The sequence below is a fragment of the Mesorhizobium sp. USDA 4132 genome (assembly GCF_056279545.1).
On record NZ_JBWCCP010000003.1, the window covers coordinates 19,488 to 40,548 of the forward strand.

At 58.0% G+C, this 21,061-nt stretch carries 17 protein-coding genes and 2 pseudogenes; 5 read left to right on the forward strand and 14 right to left on the reverse strand.

What is annotated here, in order from left to right:
* Positions 1-78: 78 nt before the first annotated feature.
* Positions 79-305: pseudogene (locus tag ACZ9IU_RS30575) on the reverse strand (3-methyl-2-oxobutanoate hydroxymethyltransferase); the annotation flags it as partial.
* A gap of 102 nt (positions 306-407) precedes the next feature.
* On the opposite strand from ACZ9IU_RS30575, the gene ACZ9IU_RS30580 reads away from it, so the two are divergent.
* Positions 408-1,097, forward strand: a complete 690-nt coding sequence (locus ACZ9IU_RS30580; RefSeq protein WP_040125972.1) for a class I SAM-dependent DNA methyltransferase — start codon at positions 408-410, stop codon at positions 1,095-1,097.
* Positions 1,098-1,641: 544 nt separating this feature from the next.
* Here the strand turns inward: ACZ9IU_RS30580 and ACZ9IU_RS30585 are convergent.
* Together ACZ9IU_RS30585 and ACZ9IU_RS30590 are read right to left on the reverse strand one after the other, a co-directional pair.
* A complete protein-coding gene (locus ACZ9IU_RS30585) occupies positions 1,642-2,409 on the reverse strand; it encodes a coniferyl-alcohol dehydrogenase (RefSeq protein WP_040125971.1) in 768 nt (255 codons plus the stop codon).
* 92 nt (positions 2,410-2,501) lie between these two features.
* Complete coding sequence (locus ACZ9IU_RS30590; protein ID WP_040125970.1) at positions 2,502-3,974, reverse strand: benzaldehyde dehydrogenase; 1,473 nt, start codon at positions 3,972-3,974, stop codon at positions 2,502-2,504.
* Between the two features lie 318 nt (positions 3,975-4,292).
* On the opposite strand from ACZ9IU_RS30590, the gene ACZ9IU_RS30595 reads away from it, so the two are divergent.
* Entirely contained in the window at positions 4,293-6,083 is a 1,791-nt protein-coding gene (locus ACZ9IU_RS30595) for a sigma-54-dependent Fis family transcriptional regulator (RefSeq protein WP_040125969.1), read from the forward strand.
* Between the two features lie 441 nt (positions 6,084-6,524).
* On the opposite strand, the gene ACZ9IU_RS30600 is transcribed toward ACZ9IU_RS30595, so the two are convergent.
* Positions 6,525-7,013, reverse strand: a complete 489-nt coding sequence (locus ACZ9IU_RS30600; protein ID WP_437179082.1) for a transcriptional regulator — start codon at positions 7,011-7,013, stop codon at positions 6,525-6,527.
* Between the two features lie 513 nt (positions 7,014-7,526).
* Positions 7,527-9,011, reverse strand: a complete 1,485-nt coding sequence (locus ACZ9IU_RS30605) for a DUF1254 domain-containing protein (RefSeq protein WP_157885371.1) — start codon at positions 9,009-9,011, stop codon at positions 7,527-7,529.
* 153 nt (positions 9,012-9,164) lie between these two features.
* Between ACZ9IU_RS30605 and ACZ9IU_RS30610 the strand changes: the two genes are divergently transcribed.
* From ACZ9IU_RS30610 to ACZ9IU_RS30620, 3 genes and pseudogenes are all read left to right on the forward strand, one after another.
* On the forward strand, positions 9,165-9,890 hold the full coding sequence (locus ACZ9IU_RS30610) for a helix-turn-helix transcriptional regulator (RefSeq protein WP_040125967.1): 726 nt from the start codon (positions 9,165-9,167) through the stop codon (positions 9,888-9,890).
* 181 nt (positions 9,891-10,071) lie between these two features.
* Positions 10,072-10,622: pseudogene (locus tag ACZ9IU_RS30615) on the forward strand (transposase); the annotation flags it as partial.
* Positions 10,623-11,212: 590 nt separating this feature from the next.
* Entirely contained in the window at positions 11,213-11,815 is a 603-nt protein-coding gene (locus tag ACZ9IU_RS30620) for a TetR/AcrR family transcriptional regulator (protein ID WP_040125966.1), read from the forward strand.
* Here the strand turns inward: ACZ9IU_RS30620 and ACZ9IU_RS30625 are convergent.
* The 9 genes from ACZ9IU_RS30625 to ACZ9IU_RS30665 are packed head-to-tail and all read right to left on the reverse strand — an operon-like array spanning position 11,812 to position 21,060.
* On the reverse strand, positions 11,812-13,323 hold the full coding sequence (locus ACZ9IU_RS30625) for a fumarate hydratase (protein ID WP_040125965.1): 1,512 nt from the start codon (positions 13,321-13,323) through the stop codon (positions 11,812-11,814). The two genes, ACZ9IU_RS30620 and ACZ9IU_RS30625, sit on opposite strands and share 4 nt — an antisense overlap.
* Before the next feature lie 4 nt (positions 13,324-13,327).
* Entirely contained in the window at positions 13,328-13,645 is a 318-nt protein-coding gene (locus ACZ9IU_RS30630) for a DUF4387 domain-containing protein (RefSeq protein ID WP_040125964.1), read from the reverse strand.
* Positions 13,642-15,021: an acyclic terpene utilization AtuA family protein gene (locus tag ACZ9IU_RS30635; RefSeq protein WP_040125963.1), complete on the reverse strand. Its 1,380-nt coding sequence runs from the start codon at positions 15,019-15,021 to the stop codon at positions 13,642-13,644. The genes ACZ9IU_RS30630 and ACZ9IU_RS30635 overlap by 4 nt, the downstream gene beginning before the upstream one ends.
* A 9-nt stretch (positions 15,022-15,030) precedes the next feature.
* Positions 15,031-15,837 (reverse strand): coniferyl-alcohol dehydrogenase, encoded by an 807-nt coding sequence (locus ACZ9IU_RS30640; protein ID WP_040125962.1) that lies wholly within the window; start codon positions 15,835-15,837, stop codon positions 15,031-15,033.
* A gap of 7 nt (positions 15,838-15,844) precedes the next feature.
* Positions 15,845-17,065, reverse strand: coding sequence for a cytochrome P450 (locus tag ACZ9IU_RS30645; RefSeq protein ID WP_040125961.1), 1,221 nt, complete (start codon positions 17,063-17,065; stop codon positions 15,845-15,847).
* A 17-nt stretch (positions 17,066-17,082) separates the two neighbouring features.
* Entirely contained in the window at positions 17,083-18,030 is a 948-nt protein-coding gene (gene speB / locus ACZ9IU_RS30650) for an agmatinase (protein ID WP_040125960.1), read from the reverse strand.
* Between the two features lie 9 nt (positions 18,031-18,039).
* Positions 18,040-18,360, reverse strand: coding sequence for a 2Fe-2S iron-sulfur cluster-binding protein (locus tag ACZ9IU_RS30655; protein WP_046635191.1), 321 nt, complete (start codon positions 18,358-18,360; stop codon positions 18,040-18,042).
* 9 nt (positions 18,361-18,369) lie between these two features.
* Positions 18,370-19,656: an aspartate aminotransferase family protein gene (locus ACZ9IU_RS30660; protein WP_040125959.1), complete on the reverse strand. Its 1,287-nt coding sequence runs from the start codon at positions 19,654-19,656 to the stop codon at positions 18,370-18,372.
* 12 nt (positions 19,657-19,668) lie between these two features.
* Positions 19,669-21,060 carry an aldehyde dehydrogenase family protein gene (locus ACZ9IU_RS30665; RefSeq protein ID WP_040125958.1) on the reverse strand — a complete coding sequence of 464 codons (1,392 nt, stop codon included), beginning with the start codon at positions 21,058-21,060 and terminating at the stop codon, positions 19,669-19,671.
* Position 21,061 lies beyond the last annotated feature (1 nt).

The window sequence follows — 21,061 nt, forward strand, 5'->3', positions numbered from 1 at the left end:
GACCAGCGGAAATCACCTGTCTAGGCATCTGAGACGGGTGCGGATCATCGTGTCTCTACACCTCAACAACGCGCGCCATCACGACCGGCGTTGGAACATAAGCTCCTCCGCGAGAAATGCACGGGCGCGAACCTCGCGCGCATAAGCCGCGGCCGCTCCTACCCTCTTGCCCAGATCGCCATATGCTTGACGAAGCGGGGCGTAAAATCGTTGAGCAGCTAAAGCATCTCTTCCGAAAAGAGAACCTGGCCGTCACAGGCGACCGATGCGGCGATTCCGATGGTCGGAACAGCGATAGCTGCCGTCTGTATCGCTCACACGAATGGCACGCAGAGCGCAACATTCATCGCAGAAGTGTCGTTGCAGGGTATTATCTGCCAGGCAACTCTTGAGGAAGGACAATTCAGGTGGACAATCAACGCAGCGCGGGCGGCTACGACAACCTCTGGATAAATCGCGAGGGCCAGGCAGAAGCCTTCGACGCCATTGGCGCGCACTACGATGAGGCCTTTCCACACAAACAGGGTCAAGTCTCAGCGGGCGATTGGCTGATCAGGTCCTTGCCGACCGGTTCTCGCGTTCTGGATCTGGGCTGCGGTACTGGCGTGCCAACTTCCCGCCAGCTAGTGGCCTCCGGTTTTGAGGTCGTGGGCATCGATCTGTCCGGCGCGATGGTGAAACTCAGCCAGGACTGTGTGCCTGGCGCAACATTCCACCAAATGGACATTGCCGACTTGCGACCAGGTGGACCGCGGGAACTCGGCCAGTTCGACGCTGTCGCGGCCTTCTTCTCGCTGCTAATGCTGCCCCGTGCGGAGATTCCCCTCGCGCTCCTGACGATCCGCAATCTGCTGGTGTCTGGTGGCCTGTTCGCCCTATCCATGGTGGAGGCCGATGTCGACGATTTCCCAATAACGTTCCTCGGAAACAACATCCGTGTCTCCGGCTACCTGCGCGAGGATCTGCGGACAATTATCGCAGAGGCTGGCTTCCAAATAGTGAAGGAGACCTCGTATACCTGTGCCACGGCTATCGATATGCCGCCGGAGGAACAGATTTTCCTATGCTGTCGTATGAGCCCTTCGCGCAGCGGCTAGATGTTCATCCATTGTCGGCAGATCGGCGGTGTGGCGGGCGATCACCGATGCGCCCTTCGTGCCCGAACGGGAAGCGCACGCGTTGGATCGGACCGCTTAGGAACAGAAGAGTTCCGGCGCTCTGTCGCCGGATCAAGTGGCAAGGAGGCGAATGCGCCATGATCCCAACGGACAAATCTCGATACGGATCAGACTGTCTTCCTCAATGCGTCCTCGAGCGTGACAGCGATAAGGCGATCGACATGGCGGATCTCATCGTGGCCAGCGGCATAGACCGCGTTAGATCGGCCGAACATATGACTGCACGTCCGAAAACCAAAGTCTGAACCCTGCTGACAACGTGACGACTTGTTAACTCATAGCGGGACCGCGTCCAGCGCCCGATGACAGCTTTACTGCTTTGGGGCAACCGGTGAGCTCTTTAATCGGGCGAAAGGTTTTAAGGTGAACGCTCTCCAGGCGATCGTGGCCAGGCAGTAGATAGGTTGTGAGCCTTGTCGCTGGTTGGCGTGGTCCTCCGGTCGGCACAGGTGTAGCGTTCCGCTCACACATAGGCGGCTTCAATACCGCCATCGATCGGCAAGTTGGCGCCGACGATCCAGCGGGCATCGTCCGACAACAGGAACACGATCGGCCCTGCTATCTCATCGGGAAGCGCCGGACGCTTCACGAGGGCCGAATCGCGATCGACGCGTTCCTGTCCGAGCATCGAAACGAAATCGCCGAGGATGGGCGTGAAAACCGGACCCGGTGCCACCGAATTCATGCGAATGTTGTCCTGCATGAAAAGTTCTAAGCTGCGCTTCTTGGTCCAGACGATTAGGGCCTCCTTGAAATACTGGTAGCAGTTCTCCTGCTGCACCGGGTTTGTGTCGAGCCAGGCCTTGCCCAGTACGAAGCTTGCCGCTGCCGCCAGTTCCTTGTGCGCGTCGAGACGGTGCGGCCAGTCGGCGCCGAGAATAGAGGCGATATTGACAATCGAGGCGCCCTTCAGCATGCGCGGCACGAGCGCTTCCGTCAGGTGGCGCAGGCCGAGATAGTTCACCCGAGCAACAATGTCGCTGTTAACTGTACCGGGCACGCCCGCGGCATTGACGAGGCCATCGATGCGATCGGGAAGCGCGGTAATGGCGGCGTCGATGACGGCCGGATCGCCGAGGTCCATCTTGACGAAGCCGTCAAGTGTGAGAAGCGTGTCATTGCGGTCGATACCGATGACACGCGCGCCCTCAAAACGTGCAAGCCGCGCGACTTCCCCGCCGATGCCGGAGGACGACCCAGTAATCACGATAGTCTTGCCATGCAGTTTCATGGTTAAGCTCCTTACACGTCTGAGGTATCGACCGGCCCGGTGGGGTGCGGCGGGACCGACCGAAAAGGAATTCTTGGGAGACGCCCACGATGTCAGAACGGATAGGCGGTGGCTTGGTCCTTGACCGAGACCCACTGCCACTGGGTCAATTCCTCAATATCGGAGGGACCGCCCATGCGGCTGCCATTACCGGATTTGCCGCGACCGCCGAACGGCGCATAGGGGCCACCATTCACCGTCTGGTCGTTGATGTGGAGTTGACCGACATTCAGCTGATTGCCAAGCGCCATGGCGCGCGCGACATTGCGCGAAATAACGCCGGCGGCAAGGCCGTGGTCTGAACGATTCACTATTGCGACCGCGTCTTCATCGCGCTGGAAGGACACGACGCAGGCGACGGGGCCGAAGATCTCCTCGTTGAACGCCCGCATGTCCGGCCTGACGTCCGTCAAAACCGTCGCCTTGTAGAAGCGCCCATCATGGGTGCCACCCGCTAAAAGCTGAGCGCCTTTTGCGATGGCATCATCGACAATAGCTTGGATAGAAGCCACCTGTTGATCCGAAATAATCGGTCCGAGCGCCACCTGGTGGCCGGAGGGATCGCCGACCTGCAGATGCCCAGCCTTCGTCGCCAGCCGTTCACTGAGTCCAGTAGCGATCTTCTCGTCGGCGAGGACCAAGCCGGTTGCCATGCAGATCTGCCCTTGATGCAAGAAGGCGCCCCAGGCGGCGTTAGAAGCAGCGACATCGAGATCGGCGTCGTCGAGGATAATCAGGGCATTTTTGCCGCCCAGTTCCAATTGCACCTTCTTCAGGTGCTTGCCGCATAATTCGCCGACCTTTGAGCCGCCACGTACCGATCCTGTAAACGAGACCATGGCGACATTGTCATCGATGCAGAGTGCCTCGCCGGCATCGGCGCCACCGGGAATGATGTGCAGCACGCCTTCCGGTAGTCCGGCTTCCTCGAATATACGGGCAATGATGAAGCCGCCGGAAATGGGGGTGCGTGGATCGGGCTTGTGAACTATCGTATTGCCAAGGGCCAAGGCCGGCGCGATCGAGCGGATCGACAACACGAGCGGGAAATTGAAGGGTGAAATCACACCGACTACGCCGTGCGGCACCCGGCGCGCATAATGCGTGCGCGTGTCCATGCCCGGCAGGAAGGTGCCGGTGGCAGCCATGGCAAGCGTTGCGGCATGGCGGATGAAGAGCGCGCCATGCTCTACTTCGATCATTGCCTTAGCGTGAATTGAACCGGATTCCCGCATGATCCACGGTGCCAGTTCTTCGCCATGTTTCTCCAGCAGATCGGCGGCCCTACTGAGTATTCTTGCGCGCTCGCCGGCGAGCGTCTCCGCCCAGCTCTTCTGAGCTGCCTTTGCCTCGCGGGCGGCGCGGGCAATATCTGCCGGCCCACCGAAACCCACAGTGGCAACATGCAATCCGGTAGCAGGATCCGTAACGTTCAGGGTTCCAGCAGCTGTCGCCTGCCAGCCGGAGAAGAAGGCTAGGCCATCCCAGCGGTCGGATTGCAGAAAGTTGGGTTTGTGGACGTTCACGATGAAGCTCTCCTCAGCTTTGGTTTTTGGGGACAACGCTCTGCCGTGGGCGGGGATCGTCGTCTGACCCTTTCGCTCGGTCTACTGTGTTGTCGTCCTCCGACCCGTCTCCTCAACGGATGGCAGTCAGCAGCAAACCGCGTGCCAGGTCGAGACAAAGGCAAATCTACAGCCTCCCTCCACCGTACCGAACTGGAATGGCTTGGCTTTTTCGGAATATCACCCATTTCGCCCTTTCTACTCCTTGCTTGCGAAACTTCATCAAATGATAAAAAACATGATCATGATCGATAAATTGATGAAGGTGCTCGCGTGGTGATGGATCGACTGCCAAAACTGATTTCGCTCGCTGATGCGTCCAGGAAGACCGGCAAGATGGTTTCTCGGGGTGCCTTTGACGAACTGGACACCGGTGCGTCCCCCACGCTGAGCGAATTGGCGCAAGCCCTTCATTTTTCGCTGGGCGACGGCCGTATCTGGCTCAACGATCAGCGCATGCTGCTGATGCAGGCGCAGGTGCTCGGCCGCCTACGGCAGGAGGTGATCGAAGCCTTCGGAGTGGAGGCTGCCAAAGGCATGTTCATGCGGGTCGGCTACATGCAGGGCGTGCGTGATGCGGAACTGATCCAAAAGCGCTTCCCAAACGAGGATCTGACCCATGCTCTGGCGGCCGGCCCGCGGGTTCACACTCTGGAAGGTTTTGTGAAGGTGACGACGCGGCATTTTCGCTTCGACGTTATGAAGGGCACCTATTTCGGGGAGTTTCTTTGGGAGGATTCCTCCGAAGCGGCGGAACATATTGCCCATCACGGGCTCGCAACCGAGCCCGTCTGCTGGATGCAGACGGGTTATCCAACCGGCTACACGAGCAAGCTTTTCAAGCGACCGGTGATCTTCCGCGAGATCGAATGCTCAGCCATGGGCGCGCAGCGCTGTCTGGTTGTGGGCCAAAATGCCGAGGAATGGGGTAACGACGCGCCGGAGCGCGCCTATTTCGGGCTCGAATGGAAGCCCCGGCGTCGAGAGACGATGGGGGACGCTACACCGGAGCAGAACGGCGACAAGGACGGCTCACGCGAACCCACAGAGTCCAAGACCACGGACGAGATCATCGGCGCTTCTGCGAGCTTCCTGCGGGCGCGCGCCATGGTCGAGAAAGTGGCCGACACCGATGCGACTGTGCTTTTGATCGGCGAATCCGGCGTCGGAAAGGAGCTTTTTTCGCAAAAACTGCACCGCTTAAGCCCACGCTCCAAGGGTCCTTTCGTCGCTATCAACTGTGCGGCCATCCCGGATAACTTGGTTGAGTCAGAACTGTTCGGCGTCGAAAAAGGTGCATTTACCGGCGCAGTCGCCTCTCGCGCAGGCTATTTCGAGCGGGCCGCCTCCGGCACAATTTTTCTCGATGAGATTGCTTCGCTTGCCTACGCGGCCCAAGGCAAGCTTCTGCGCGCGATTCAGGAGCGGCAGATCGAGCGGGTCGGCGGTTCCCGCACGGTGCCGGCCAATGTGCGGGTAATTGCTGCCTCCAACGTGGAACTGGCGGATGAGGTACGGGCCGGACGGTTTCGCCAGGACCTCTATTTCCGCCTCTGCGTCTTTCCGATCGCAATCCCGCCTCTTCGGGAACGCCGCGACGACATCTCGTTCTTGGTATCGCATTTCCTCAGACAGTTCAACATCCGCCATCGTCGCGACTGTAGCGGGCTGACGCATCGGGCGATGGATGCGCTGCTGGCCTATGATTTTCCGGGCAATATCCGAGAATTGCAGAACATGATTGAGCGCGGCGTGATATTTGCCGATGCTGGCGCCCAGATCGACATACAGCATTTGTTTTCAGGTCGCGAGATGTCACGCGTTTATCCGCAGCAATTGAGCGAGGACGGCCGAATCTGGCTTCCGGCGCCGCGCAAACACGCAGCCAATACTGCCTTGGGAGTGGGTATCACCTCCACCGACGACTTAGTCAAAGCCGAAGAGGCGCTTTATCGTGCTGCGCTGGCCGACGCGGGAGGCAATATCTCGTCAGCTGCCCGTCGCCTTGGCCTGACACGGGCAAAGCTCGACTACCGCCTGAAGAAGCATGGCCTTGCCGGCGCTCGCTAACATCGCGGCGCCGGATTGTCCCGCTTTGGTAGCTCATCGTGCGAGCCAACTGGCCGAGGCGTCGATGTCGCCCGGCGGGCCGGCTTGATGCGTACGGGTTGTACTGTCTGCGGCCTTGGCGGATGCACGTCCCCGCGCGTCGCTCCCCGCATTGTCTGCCTGTACCGAATTTGGTCAATTTGCTGCATGAGATCGGTTCGGGTACGGTATTGCCCTTACCCTCGTTGATCGACCCCTCTCGGACGAGGCCGGCCCTCACTAAAGCTGGCTCAGGGCGGAGCTTGATCCGAGGTCGGTATCCTGAGAATCAGCATTGACGTTACGGGTGAGGAAAAGCAGTTCGCCTTGGCGAAAGAAGGAAACGCCTTCACCTAACCGCCGCCGAGATAATCGTCTCGGTGAGCATGACAATGCGGCCAGCGCTTGACCCACGGCTGCCGATCAACCGAGGTTGAGCCGCTTTCGCAGATCGGCATTTTCAGCACGCAGCTTCTCGGACAGCTGCTTGCGCAGTCTTTGGTTTTCGTCTTCCAGCTGCAGAAGATCCGCAAACTCGTCAACTGCTGCCACCGACGGAGCAGTCGCTGCCTGCACCGCCTTCGGAGCACGTTTGAGAGGCGCAAGTTTGGCGCTTGGCGCACCTTCGTCGGACCTTGCCTTGCGGCCTCTCCTCGGCTTGACCGCTGCGGCATTCGAAGTCGCTGCCGGTTGCGCCGAAACTGCGGCTGAGGCCGTTTCAGCCGCCGCCTTTTTGGCGCGAGGTTTGCGCTCCTTCTTCGGTGCGGGCGCCGCAACCGTCGGTGTGTCAGCATCAATCGTCGTATTCATATCGTCGGCCATTATGGTCTCCTGTAAAGCCGCTGCATTTGTCTCCTGCTCAATCGACGGTGTCAACAACACCGCAGCCTGTTGTTCTCCGACGAAAGACATTCAGGCGGCGGCTAAGCTTGGGGAAGGAATGGCATTGCTTCTTCAAAGCCTATGTCCGCAATCACTCCAGTTGCCGGCTTCCGCGAATCTGATCCAGCTCAGAAAGAATGATTATGAGCGCTGGCCACGGCGCTTCCGGCAGGTCGGAGCGGGGATCCTCTGTCTCCAGCTCACAGTGCAGATCTGCGGCGACGCCGGCGACAGATCGAGATAGGGGTGGTCCGCAGCTCCTTCACCAAGGCGCCTTCGACTTTCGCGATTTCCACCTCCGCCTTTTAGGCCTTGGAGTAACCTATCCGCCTGCATCGAACGGACCTCGCGTATGAAACTGAAATGCCAATGCAGATGACCGAGCTAACCTCGAAGCCCCAGTCTAGACGTTATCGAAAATCCCGGGGCCTGCGCCTGTTGCGCTGTCGCAAAAGGGGTCCTTGCGACAGCTTATCCTTCTCACGGTCCTCTACCAGAACCGGCCCCTATTGAGGAGAAGTTCAGCCGTTTCCGAAAAAACCATTAAATGACCTTCTCGATATCAGGCAAGCGCCACGACTTGTCGAAATATGGCTCTAGCGGGCCGAACAAGCGGAAATACATAAACCAAGCTTTACCCGGCGTTGTCGGTATCCAGTTCTGCTCCAGGCCTTTCGGAGTCTGCGGTCCCATAACAATCTCAATCGAGCCGTCGTTTTGGACTTTGAGTTTTTGCCGGGAAGATCGATCCACGATCTGTTGCTTGTTCTGAATGAGACCGCGGGTCTCGGTGTCGTACAGCGTGATCGACCAAAAGGACTTGGCAGGGACATTGGCTGGAACGCGCAACCGGTAAGACTTTGCGCCATCAAAGGCGTGTCCGTCGGGATCACAGTAGGCGGTGAGGTATGCCGAGCCAGTTCCGGGTGTCTTGGTGAGAACGGCGGCGGAAGTGCCTGTGACCTCGTAGAAGAACGCCATCCGTTCATCAAGCAGAGTACCATTCGGCACGTCCTGTTCGTTGACAAAGTCCTGAGGTATCAAATATTCCCAATGCGTATCGTCCCGATAGCGCATCCCTGGAATGCGCTTGCTGAAGGCACTAGCCTTCGCCATCGCTTCGCCGAGCTTTGCGGCTTTCTCAAGTAGCCCTCTCTGCCGGTCACTTGGCGAAAACGATCCGTCATAGGTGACACCAAGCGGCTTCAACATAGCTGCAAAGAAGCGGTCTCGATCCTCGATCTGCTCACCATTCAGCGCCTGAACCAACGACTGCCAATACGCGAGGCCTTTAGGATGAGCCATACTGGTCAACTCGCCCCCGGTCTTGAACCTAAGAAGCGCCTTCGCGCCGCTCCCTGTTGCGCCAAGCGGATAGACCTGAATTTTAGAGAAAACAGCCTCGACCTTCGTGAGGTCACTATCGAGTCCCCGGCAGAACATCAGGACTTTGTTGGTCCGGGAACGCAGCACTTTTGCGCCATCGGGCAAATTTTCCGGAGCTTCATACGCCGGACCGACCAATATGAATTCCGCTCCCTTGCCGCCATCTGGCCCCGAAATGCCGACATCAATGAGCGGACGATCCCACCAGTCGATCAATGAGCCCGCAGTAGCGCCTTCGGGATAGTCGATGACAATTGGTCCCTCCGTAAGATCAAACCACGCGAACACATAGGGCGTCGTTACATTCGACCCGAGCATGACGCTGACGTCCCGATACCCGGCAACAAGCACGAGATCGCCGCTCCTCGCGTCGGCGTTGTCGATAAGCATCCGGCGCGCACCTTCCATGCCGACAATCGGAACCGCCCAGAGATAGGCTTGCACTGCGCGTTGAAAATCCATGGTATCATATAGCTTATCAACCGTATCTGGCGTCGGAATTCCGAGGTCGAACTCCAAGTCGGCACCCTGCAGGACTGCTTCGGCAGCAGCATCGTGTGCTGCTGCCGCGGTAGAGCCGACCGCTCCAAGAATTGTAGCCGATGAAGCCATCTTGAACGCATCCCTCCGAGTGATTTCCATGAATGATACTCCCTACTGTTCGATTTCTTGCACCTTTACAACAGTCATGCTGTCACCATGATGTCAGCATAGGGCATGGCCATAAGCGGTTGATCGGTTAAACGACTCACAAGGTGATGTCCGTTCATCTCGATGGGAAGCAAAAGGGGCGTAATGCGTAGAGCAGACAGACTACTTCAGATCATACAGATCCTACGCCGCGAACGCAGACCGATCAGCGGCCGCACCATTGCGTCGGAACTTGAGGTGTCGTTGCGAACGATTTACCGCGATATGGCAGCGCTGGAAGCATCCGGAGTGCCTGTTTTTGGCGAGCCGAGTGTCGGGTACGTGTTGCAGGACGGCTACGATCTGCCACCACTGATGTTTTCGACGAACGAACTGGAGATCGTCATGCTGGGATTACGCATGGTCGGGGCGCGGGGTGGCAAAGAAATAAACACCACAGCGCGCGACGTTGTCGCCAAAATCTCCGCCATTTTGCCGGATGCGAAGCGCTCAGAATTTTGGACCGCACCCTTACTTGCGCCTGGTCCGGAGGTCTTACCGAAGGATGGCCCAGTGCTGCTCCAATTGCGGGGTGCGATGAAGGTTAATTGCAAAGTAGAGATCCTTTACCACACGGCAGACCGTGAACCTGAGCGGCGCACTGTTTGGCCAATCGTTATCGCCTTCTTCGATTGCGTCCGGGTGCTCGCCGCGTGGTGCGAACTTCGGGAGGCATATCGATATTTCCGGACTGATAGGATGCTGGAAGTCAACCTGCTCCCTGTGAAGGTCCCTCGCTCGCGAAAGCGGATCTATGCGGACTGGTGGCATCACGAAAAAATGGAATCAAAGCTGGGCGTCGACGGAATGGGTGTTGTCGCTCACTCCTAACGCCAAAGCTTTGCGCGGCAGATTTGCGTTTATTGGGGGATTTTGGCAGCAATGGTTTGATAAGATCTTTCTGACGCCTCTAGGCAGATTAACCTGATGTGGTGGACCGCCTCCGCTCCCGGCATCGCAATGTGCCAAAGTGTGGTTGTCGAAGTCACATGAGGAGAGCCCGCCATGGAGCATGGTTACGATAATCGGTCTGGATATCGCTAAGCAGGTATTCAGATTCAGAGAGTCAATTGTGCTGGTGCGATCGTCTGCCGCCGCCGGCTGCGCCGCGACGTTGTGGTGGGATTTTTCAAGGCGCTGGCGCCGTGCTTGATCGGAATGGAGGCTTGCGCGACCGGACACCGCTGGGCTCGGGTTCTTACGTCACTGGGCAATGAGGCTGATGCCCGCTTCTTACGTCAAACCCTATGCCTAGCGGCAGAAGAATGATGCGACGGATGCCGAGGCGATCTGCGAGGGGGTGACGCGGCCGACGATGCCGTTTGTTCCTGTGAAGAGCAGCAGAACGTGCTCACGCTACGCGTTGGGGGAGGTACACGAGACGGTCAGCGACATGGATCGTAGATCCACGGTTGGGATCGCTCGAACGAACTGAGCCGTCGCTTTGAGACAATCCTTGGAATTGGCCCAACCATTGCGAGCGCAATCGCCGCGACAGTGAGCGACGGATCTCTCTTTAAATCCGGAAGACAATCGGCGGCGAGGATAGGCCTGGTGCCGCGACCGAACTTATCGGGCGGCAAACACAGGCTTTGAAGGATCGGCAAGCAAAGTAACGCCTATCTCCGACGACTTCTCGTCGTCGAAGGGCATGCGGTGCTTCGCTTCACCCAATAGGTGCTGATGGCGTGATGGTGGACGGTCGAGCCGGAACCGGACAAACTCGGTTAGTGGTGTAGCTTGAAAGCGCGTTGACCCGTCTGGGATCCGATCTGCCGATTACATCAGGGCCAACGGTATGGATACGCCGCAATTAAAGGCCGAATACATCCCTCTGCACCTGTCAATCCGCCGAACCCGCCAAATTGCGCTTGCCACGCGAGGGCCGTCCATACATGCCACTGAAGTTTCAACCCGTGCAATTAGAACCTCGGCGGTTTTGGAGTATTCTAAGCTCAGCGTGTCAGCGCTGTGACTTTTGCTACGACACGCATCAACTCGTCATTTGCTTAAACAGGCCTTACGATCACAAGGCATGAAGGTCACGAGAGCGTTTCCGGTGCGACGAGCCAATATGTAGTCGTAACCTGAGCAAGGCGTGACATTTCTTAATCGAGAGATTATTATCGCACAACAATTGTGTGAACGAGATCATGCCAAAGATTGTAGACCACGATCAGCGCCGGACCGAGATTGTCCGGCTTATAATCAAAGTTATATCGGAACACGGCCTCAATGGCACGACCGTGCGCACTATATCTCGGGCGGGCGGCTTCAGTAGCGGCGTCCTGTCGCATTACTTTTCCGACAAAGACGAGATGATCAAGTTCGCGTTCGAGGGGGTGGCAGACCTTATTTTCAGCCGAATCGATCAACGACTTCAAAATGCCAAAGGTCCAGAAAGACTTCGGATTATCCTCGAAGAACACTTGCCAATCTACGATCATGACGACGAAACCGCCGTGGCATTGGCCTTCTGGGAAGTAGCGATGCATGACCCTCAGCTGCGAGTGCAATTCAAAAAGAACTACGGCAGATGGCGCGACCGGCTACGCACTGAAATGCGTAACCTCCTTCCGGGTATCTCGGCTACGGAGATCGAAACCCGCGTGGATTTCGCGGTTGCGTCCACCGACGGCCTGCTCATCACCTTTGCGCTCGACGGAGAAGATTACAGCAGCGAGCGTAGGATCATGTTGCTTGATCGCCTGATGACAAACTTGGGAGTGGAGGATATGAAGGAAGCTGCCGCCTAGAAAGTGAAGGCTGCGAATGCTCGACCTTTCCAAGCCGCCGGACCAAGGGCGTGGATGGAGTTCCCTTTCGTATCCACCGCCACCATCACCGGCATGTCTTCGACCTTCAGCTCGTAGATTGCTTCCATCCCGAGATCGGGCCAAGCGGCGACTTTGGCTGACCGGATTGCCTGCGATACCAGATATGCCGCACCGCCAACCGCCACGAGATAAGCGGCCTCGTTCTTCTTGATCGCCTCAATGGCGGCAGGACCGCGCTCTGCCTTGCCGACCATAACCCGCAGTCCAGTTGCCGGAAGCACGGTTTCCAGGTAACGATCCATGCGTGTGGAGGTGGTTGGCCCCGCCGGTCCGATGACTTCGTCACCCACTGCATCGACCGGGCCAACGTAATAAATGGCCTTCTCCCGTAGATCGACGGGCAGCCCCTGTCCACGGCTGATTGCATCGGCCATGCGTTTGTGAGCAGCATCGCGTCCCGTGTACAGGGTGCCGGACAGAAGCAGCGTCTCGCCGGGCTTCCAGTCCGCAACAACGTCCTTATCGAGACAGTCGAGGTTCACCCTACGCATGTCTGCGCCAGCTTCAAGACCAACGTCGGGCCAGTCGGCCAAATTTGGAGGATCGAAACGAGCAGGCCCTGTGCCATCAAGAGTGAAATGGACGTGTCTCGTCGCGGCGCAGTTCGGGATCAGAGCGACCGGCAAAGATGCGGCGTGACAGGGGAATGTTTTGAGTTTGACGTCCATAACCGACGTTAATCCGCCTAGACCCTGAGCCCCTATCCCGAGGTCGTTCACACGGCGGTAAACTTCCAGGCGGAATTCTTCGGCCTTGTCCTTCGGTCCACGTGCGAGCAGTTCATTCATATCGAGAGGCTCATTCAGGGCCTGCTTGGCCAGGATCATCGACTTATCGACGCTCCCTCCTACACCAATGCCGAGGATACCGGGAGGACACCACCCCGCTCCCATCGTCTGGACAGTCTTCACTACCCAGTTGGTAACACTTTCACCGGGGTCGAGCACTGCAAACTTAGCCTTGTTTTCCGAGCCCCCACCTTTGGCCGAGACGGCGATACCGATTACGTCTCCCGCAACCATCTCCACATGCATGATACCAGGTGAATTGTCTCCTGTATTTCCCCGGTCGAAAAGCGGGTCGCGAACCATCGAGGCTCGAAGCGGATTATCTTCAGCCTGATAGGCATCCCGCACGGCATCATCGACGATTTCCTGCAGGCTTCGCGTTGTGTCTATACGGGCACCCATGCCGATCTTGAAGAAGATGTTGGCCGTGCCTGTATCCTGACAGATGGGACGACGGCCGAGAGCTGCCATCCTGGAATTCTTGAGGATTTGCCCAATCGCATTGCGTGCCGCAGGACTCTCTTCACGTTCGTAAGCCGCGCCGAGGTGGCGGATGAAGTCAGCTGGATGGAAGTAGCTTACGAACTGCAGCGCGTCGGCGATACTCTGGCGGAGGTCCTGCTCGGAGATGACGGCCATGATTTCAATCGTCCCCAAATTTCAGTGACAACAGCGGCGCGTGCTGCTGAGCGCCGTACACGTCCGTTTCCCCGATGGCACCCGAAACGAGAGGTCGTTTGATCGTGGCTTTGATTGCGTTGGCTGGCTCGAAGGCGATGATGTCCAACACGTCCTTTTCCTCGATGCCGTACAACGAGCAAATGAGTCCAGAATTGATGAGATTGACCCGTTTGGCCTCTTCGAACCAAAAGCGGTCTTGGAAAATGATGTCGAACGTCAACTCGTAAGGTCCGGCGTTTTTCGACCGAATGACGCTTGCTACATCGATCAGACGTGTCATGCCCTGTCCTCCAGGTTCACAAGCTGAAAAGGGAACGGAGATACTGGATCGGCAACTTTCAGCAGGTGATACAAGCTGAAGGCATAGACCTGTCCTGCCTTGAAATCCGAAGGGGAATACGGAAATGCGAGGTTTCCAGCCGTCGATACACGACCAGGGTAGCCGAAGTGGAGCATCGTTGACCGCGCAAATGAACAGATAGTGTCTGCATCGTCTTGCGTCTTGGCAATTGCCTCGATCACTATGCCCAGTTCGTGCGGCGTAAGATCGCGCTGCGGCTCCAGCGCACCCATAACACCATCCCGACCATAGGTCCGAAAAATCAGCTCCCAGCTACCTGTCGGCATTTGCCTGAAGTTGTCTTCGACGCGGGCTCGCACGCCGGCAATGATTTCGTCGACCTTTGCTATGAAGTCAGGTCCTCTAGCGCCTGCGATGGAAACTGTGCGGAAGCCCAGAGGACGAGCACCTTCCACCTTAACGAAGTAGTCGTCACTAGGAATGAAGCGTGTTCCTGTGACGCGAACACGCCCATTCTCCAGCTGTTCGAATTTGGTCTGATGTAGATCGAGCGCACCCCCAGGTCCGGGCAGTCGATATGGGTCAGACTTCTCATAAAGAGTGTGCGCCGCGACCGAAGAGATTGTGCAGACGCGCTCTGGATTTACGGTTTCAAGCACGAAGCCCTCGGCATCGAGTGTGCCGATCATACAGTCGGATCCGCTGCCTGGTGTCGACGCAATCGCAGCGCATTCCAGGATTTTTCCCATGTGAAGCGCGAGCGCTCTGTCGAAGCCGCAATTGATTGGAACCGCTGCAAAAACGGCAGGATCGTAGCACCGGCCCGCGATGATCACGTCTGCGCCGGCCTGCAACGCAGCGATCAAAGGTTCCTCGCCCATCTGGGCAACCACATACGTGGACGATCCAACATCGTCCTCGCTCGCCGGATCACCCGGAGGCAGTGCCACCAACCTCCCCGAGGCCATCGATGATACCAGAAGTTCTTTGGAAACATCCGCTGGGATGACGGCTAGTCTTCCTGATAGCTGTTCTTCTGCGGCGATCTCCTTGACGATATCGACAGTCCAATCGAGATGAGGTCGTGCACCACAACCACCGGCGCTGCCGACGAGAACAGGGATGTTCCGCTCGCGAGCAGCGGTCAGCATGATCCGAAGGTCACGCTTCACCGCAGCCCTATTGGTGAAGGAAACCCCCGCTCCGAGATAGTACGGGCCGGGATCGCTGGATCCAGCATCGACCGCGATAACGTCGGGATTAAGAAGCATGGCTGCGGCGAACGACTTCTCTGGGAAACCGTATCCCAGGATAGCCGTCGGTGAGAGAACCTTGATCGACGCGTTCGCGGTCATACTGACACCTTAGAAAGAGAGGGACTGTGCCGGGATGGCGAGGTCATCGAGATTCATTAGGACTTCAGCTCCGCCGTCGATGATGATGTCGGTTCCGTTCACCCAGCACGCCTCTTGGGAAAGCAGGAAGGCAATCGGACCGCACATCTCACCTGGACGAGCATCCCTGCCCCCGGCCTGCGACCTGAGCCGACCCAGCAGGTCTTCGCCCATTGTTTCGTAAAAGGTGTCGAGGATTGGGGTCTGAACGGCTCCTGGACTTACAGTGTTCACCCGCACCCCACGGTGACGCTCACGACTGGACGCCAGCATCGAATACAAGATAACGGCCTCCTTGGAGACGTCATAAGCCCTCACGCTATCGAGACCGAAAGAGAGAAAGTGCGCGAGCCCCTCCTTCCAGTCGCTTTTTGCGATCAGAGTTTTGATCATCCCTGTTCGCGCCCGCCAATTTGCACCGGCTGTCGACGCGATGTTTACGACGGCTCCGAAGTCACGAATCCGAGGCAGCAACGCGTCGGTCAGGCGACGAACCGCCAGGTAATTCACCTGCGCGATGGTTTCGACCTTGAACGAACCCGGGACGCCCGCGATGTTCACCAGCCCATCGATAGGTTCAGCGATAGCCTGAACCGCTGCATCGATTTGATGGGGGTCAGCCAAGTCGCACTTGAAGAATGTGCTGACACTGCCTTTCGGCTCAACGCGATCCAATCCGATGATCTTGGCACCACGGCCCGAAAGGTCTGCCACGACCGCTGCACCGACACCGGAGGAAACGCCCGTCAGGACGTAGGTCTTGTTTTCATGTGTCATGTGAGCCTCACGCAGTGTACCGGATCGGCAGCGACGCCAAACCGTTCACAAAGCGGGACGGCACAAACACGGCATCGCCCGCTGGTTCTATGTTTTTGAGATGTTGCAACGAAGCCTTGGCCAGCATTGGAAGTTCGAGGCGAGCTAGATGCGCGCCCAGACAGGTGTGACGTCCACCACCGCCAAATCCAATGTGAGGGTTTGGGTTCCGCTTCACGTCGAAGCTGAAGGGATTCTCGAACTTGGCATCGTCCTTGTTGCCGGAATTGTACCACACGACAACCTTGTCTCCCTCGGCGATCTGCTGACCGCCGATTTCGATGTTGGCTGCCGCGGTACGGCGCATATGCTGCACCGGCGATACCATGCGCACCAGTTCTTCGACGCCGGTCTGAGCAATTGCGTCCGGATCGGCAGCCCATATCGCCATCTGATCGGGGTTCTCCAGGAACAGACGCATCATATGACCGCCCACAGTCCCTGTCGTTTCCATGCCCGCCGTCACCAGAAGCTGGAAGAAATATCCGACCTCGTCATCGTTGAATTTGCGGCCGTCGATCTCGGTGGCGATGAAGAGCGAGACCACATCGTCTTTCGGGTTTTTACGGCGTTCACGCGACAGCTCTGCGCCGTACACGTTCAGTTCAGCGAAGGCAGCAGGAACCTTGTCGGCCCCCCCCATCTCAGGTGCATCGCCAGCAAGTGCGGTGACCGTTAGTCTATGAAGGTGTTTGCGGTCGCTTGCCGGGGCACCAAGGATGTCGCAGATGACCGCGACAGGGAACGGTTGGGCAACTTCGGTGGCGAAGTCACATGCGGCCTTTTCCTTTGCGGCGAGTACCAGTCCTTCCGCGTGCTGAGCGGCCGTGCGAGCCAAAGTCTGAACACCAGTTGGCGAGAAAATCTTGGAGACCACCTGGCGAAGCTTGAAGTGCTCGGGTGCATCCATGTTCAGGAACCAGCCTTCCTGGCGGGCCTCTTCGACTGACTGGTCACCGATATAGGTGGTTGGACTGTTCCGGAAGGTCTTGGCATCCTGGCTCACAGCGACGATGTCATCGTAGCGCGTGACCGACCAAAAACCTTGCATGCCCTGTTCCGGGCCTTCGGGGAACTCATGCCAGCTGACCGGCCGTTTGCGGCGAAGGATTGCGAAACCCTCATCACGGTCTGGACGTCGCCAGAAGCTGTGATCCGCCAGATTGATTTCATTGACATCAATGGTCATGGGAGCCTCCTCCAGACTCAGTTGTAGGAAACGCCGGGAAGGACGCAGAGAAGCTCGAACGCGAGGTTCGCAGCAACGAGCGCGGTATTCCCGGAAGGGTCATAGGGTGGCGAGACTTCGACAATGTCGGCACCGACGACATCGAGACCACGGCAACCACGGATAAGCTGAAGGCCCTGCCACGACGTCAGGCCACCAATCTCAGGCGTGCCGGTCCCCGGCGCGTACGACGGATCGAGCGCGTCGATGTCGAAGCTGATGTAAGTCTTGGCATTGCCAATCTTAGCGCGAATTTCATCGATCAGCGGCACCAAGGATTTGCCCCAACAGTCGTCAGCAGGTACGACCGTGAAACCTCGGCTACGAGACCAATTGAAGTCCTCTGGAGAGTAGCCGGTCCCGCGCAATCCGATCTGGAACGTCAATTCCGGAATGATTGCCCCTGCTTCGTAGGCACGGTTGAACGTCGTCCCGTGAGCAATCGGCTCTCCGAACATCGAATCGTTGATGTCGGCATGGGCATCGATATGGATCAACGCTACCGGACCGTGCCTATCTGCGACGGCCTGCAGGATCGGGAAGGTAATGGAGTGATCGCCGCCCAAGGTGATGGGACGGACAGGATAGCGAAGCAGTTCCTCATACGCGTCGCGGATGCGGCGAGAACTGTCCGGAAGATTGAACGTGTTGATCGCCACGTCGCCTACGTCAGCTACCTGGAGGCTTTCGAACGGAGCAGCTCCCGTGGCGACGTTGAACGGACGGAGCAAGCAGGATTCCGCACGGATAGCTCTGGGGCCAAACCGTGTGCCAGCGCGCCAGGACGCACCGATGTCGATCGGGACGCCGATGAAGCAGGCATCCAAGCCCTCCGGCGTGGGCACGCTCGGCAACCGCATCATGGTGGCGGTCCCACCGAAACGGGGCATTTCGTTTCCGCCCAAAGGCTGATTGAAGTTACCCATCACTGAGTCTCACGATTGCTTGCTGGGGAGATGAAGCAGAAGACCGTCATGGTCGTCAGTGATGTGCAACTGGCAGGACAAACGACTCGTGGATGTTGGTTCAGCGACGAAGTCCAGCATGTCCCGTTCCATAACACCAGGTGCAGGCAGACGCTCGGTCCACGACTGGTCCACGATCACGTGACAGGTCGCGCAAGCGCAAGCGCCACCACAATCTGCCTCGATAGCTGACACACCGTTTGATGTCGCGAGTTCCATGATGGATTGCCCGACTACACCCTTCAGGGTCGTTACTTCGCCACTTGGCGATTGGAAATGGATCGTTGTCATGGTGTCACCTCACTTCGAGACGGAGTCAGACAGAAGCGCACGAGCCAACCGAGCGACGCCCTCTTCGAGATCTTCGTCGGTGATTGTCAGCGCAGGCGCGATGCGGATCGTGTTTCCCCAGAAGCCGCACGGAAGTACGAGAAGGCCTTCGGCGACGGCACGATTGGCGAGAGCCTTAGTTGCGTCGGGATCAGGGGTCTCGCCGTCGTCCTTGAAGATTTCAAAGGCTACCATCGAACCTACGCCTCGGATCGCGCCGACAGGAACGACGTCGTTGCGGGCCGCGATCTTCTCCAGCTCAATCTTCAACTTGTCGCCGACGGAAACTGACCGTTGAAGGAGGTTCTCCTCTTCTATCAGATCGAAAACAGCGAGGGCTGCGGCGCAGGAGAGCGGGTTCCCGGCATAGGTGCCGCCAAGAGAACCTGGCTGCGTCGTATCCATGATGGACCGCTTACCGATAAGACCTGCAAGCGGCAGACCTCCACCGATGGCCTTCCCGACGGCGATGAGATCGGGCTCAACTTCGGCATGCTCTATAGCGAAAAATCGTCCGGTCCTGGCGAACCCCGACTGAATCTCGTCAGCGATAAGGAGGATGCCATGCTGATCGCAGATCTCACGTAGACGCCGAACGAATGCGACCGGGGCTTGGTAGTACCCGCCCTCACCCTGCACTGGCTCAATGATGATGCCTGCTACCTGTTCCGGAGAGATCGACGACTTGAACAGATAGTCGAGCGCCTTCAGGCTATCTTCTTCGCTCATACCATGTGCTGGCACTGGGAACGGGACATGGAAGACGCCCGGTTGGAAATGAGGATAGTTCGCGCGCAGCGGCGCAACCTTCCCTGTCAGCGAAAGCGCCAGGTTCGTTCTGCCATGGAATGATCCAGTGAAGGCGATGATACCGGGCCGACCGGTTGCGATCCGAGCAATCTTCACGGCATTCTCGGTTGCCTCAGCACCCGTCGTGAAGAGAACGGAAGTAGCATCGGCAATCGGGGCAGCCTCGTTGAGGCGTTCGCAAACTGCGATATATGGCTCATAGGCCTGGACCGGATAGGCCACGTGGGCATAGTGGCCGAGTTGTTGGGTCACGGCGGCAGTCACCTTCGGATGGTGGTGCCCGACGTTCATGACGGCAATTCCCGCTGCGAAGTCGATGTACTGCTTGCCATCTGCGTCCCAAACTTGGGAACCTTCGGCACGCGCAGCGAATATGGTGTATGCAGATGCTGCACCGGCCGGAACGGCTGCCTTGCGCCGCGCCAAAAGCGATTGATTGTTGCTCATCTCAAGTCGTCCTCAATTCAGTGCGTCAGACCGCCAGACCATCATCTTCTCGGTCTGCATGTCGCGGATGGTGTGGGGGATACCGCCTACGCCGAGGCCGGAGTGCCGAGCACCTGCAAAAGGCATCCAGTCGACGCGGAAGAGCGGGTGCTCATTGACCATGATGGCTGTGCCATCCAAGTGGCGGTAGCAGTGCATCGCGGTATCGATGTTGCGGGTGAAGACCGCAGCCTGGAACGAGAACGGAAGATCGTTCGCCTGCGCGAGAGCAGCGTCGATATCGTCAAATCCATAGACGCAGATAACGGGACCGAAGACCTCCCTTCGCGAAACATCAGCATGCGCATCAGGGTTTACGAGAACCGTATTCGCGTATGTGCTCTCCGTCAGGCGGTCGCCACCCGCCGCGATCTTGGCACCAGAACGAGCAACCCAATCAGCAACGCGGTCCGCCTCCGCATGAGTGATCAACGGACCGACGTCCGTTTCAATCTTTGTCGGATCACCAATCTTCATTGCCGCTGCGACGCCCGACAGGCCCGAGACAACGTCGTCGAGGACAGAGTTGGCACAATAGACTCGCTGAACCGACACGCATGCCTGGCCAGCATGCCAAAAACCGGCACGGCCGAGACGCGGAACGACGGACGAGAGGTCAGCATCAGCAGCAACGATGACAGGAGCCACGCCCCCGTGCTCCAACGCGCAACGTGCACCCGGAGCGAGGTTTGACCGAAGCTTCCAACCGACCGCAGCCGAACCGATGAAGGTCAGAAATGCCACGCGGGGATCGGATACCATACGACCGACGACTTCCATATCGAGGGGCAGAACCATCTGCGCCCAGACTTCAGGAAGGCCAGCCTCACGGAAAATCTCAATCACCGCGCGGCAGCTCAGCGGCGTCTTGGGAGATGGTTTCACAATCACCGGAGCACCGGCGGCAACAGCCGGCGCAACCTGGTGGATGACGAGGTTGAACGGATGGTTAAAGGCGGCAATCGCCAGGACAACCCCAATCGGTTCCATCTGCGTGAACGCTACCCGACCCGCAGAAGTCGCATTGATGTCCATCGGGATAACGTGACCGCCTTCGTTGCGAAGGATCTCAATAGAAAGCTCGATGCCATCGATCCCACGGTCAACTTCAATCAGCGCATCCTTGAGCGGCTTGCCGGATTCTGAAGAAACCTGAAGAGCGAGCTGTTCGCGGCGTTCACGAACGATGTTCGCAACCCGGCGGAGAACCGCGATGCGCTCAACCTTTGGCAACCACCCTTTCCTGTTGCGGTACGCCCGGTAGGCGCGTTCGAAGGCGTTCTCGACCTCGCCAGCGGTGGTAGCCGTCAACGTCTCGAGAAGTGCTCCGTCAAAGGGTGCTCGTACGTCGAATTTATCGGTCATC

Excerpts from the sequence above, each read along its gene's own strand:
- ACZ9IU_RS30655 (WP_046635191.1), bottom strand. The coding sequence starts at position 18,360 with ATGACAACGATCCATTTCCAATCGCCAAGTGGCGAAGTAACGACCCTG.
- ACZ9IU_RS30640 (WP_040125962.1), bottom strand. The coding sequence starts at position 15,837 with ATGACACATGAAAACAAGACCTACGTCCTGACGGGCGTTTCCTCCGGT.
- ACZ9IU_RS30630 (WP_040125964.1), bottom strand. The coding sequence starts at position 13,645 with ATGACACGTCTGATCGATGTAGCAAGCGTCATTCGGTCGAAAAACGCC.
- ACZ9IU_RS30605 (WP_157885371.1), bottom strand. The coding sequence starts at position 9,011 with ATGGAAATCACTCGGAGGGATGCGTTCAAGATGGCTTCATCGGCTACA.
- ACZ9IU_RS30660 (WP_040125959.1), bottom strand. The coding sequence starts at position 19,656 with ATGAGCAACAATCAATCGCTTTTGGCGCGGCGCAAGGCAGCCGTTCCG.
- ACZ9IU_RS30620 (WP_040125966.1), top strand. The coding sequence starts at position 11,213 with ATGCCAAAGATTGTAGACCACGATCAGCGCCGGACCGAGATTGTCCGG.
- speB (WP_040125960.1), bottom strand. The coding sequence starts at position 18,030 with ATGGGTAACTTCAATCAGCCTTTGGGCGGAAACGAAATGCCCCGTTTC.
- ACZ9IU_RS30585 (WP_040125971.1), bottom strand. The coding sequence starts at position 2,409 with ATGAAACTGCATGGCAAGACTATCGTGATTACTGGGTCGTCCTCCGGC.
- ACZ9IU_RS30600 (WP_437179082.1), bottom strand. The coding sequence starts at position 7,013 with ATGTCTTTCGTCGGAGAACAACAGGCTGCGGTGTTGTTGACACCGTCG.
- ACZ9IU_RS30645 (WP_040125961.1), bottom strand. The coding sequence starts at position 17,065 with ATGACCATTGATGTCAATGAAATCAATCTGGCGGATCACAGCTTCTGG.
- ACZ9IU_RS30625 (WP_040125965.1), bottom strand. The coding sequence starts at position 13,323 with ATGGCCGTCATCTCCGAGCAGGACCTCCGCCAGAGTATCGCCGACGCG.
- ACZ9IU_RS30665 (WP_040125958.1), bottom strand. The coding sequence starts at position 21,060 with ATGACCGATAAATTCGACGTACGAGCACCCTTTGACGGAGCACTTCTC.
- ACZ9IU_RS30595 (WP_040125969.1), top strand. The coding sequence starts at position 4,293 with ATGGATCGACTGCCAAAACTGATTTCGCTCGCTGATGCGTCCAGGAAG.
- ACZ9IU_RS30635 (WP_040125963.1), bottom strand. The coding sequence starts at position 15,021 with ATGACCGCGAACGCGTCGATCAAGGTTCTCTCACCGACGGCTATCCTG.
- ACZ9IU_RS30610 (WP_040125967.1), top strand. The coding sequence starts at position 9,165 with ATGCGTAGAGCAGACAGACTACTTCAGATCATACAGATCCTACGCCGC.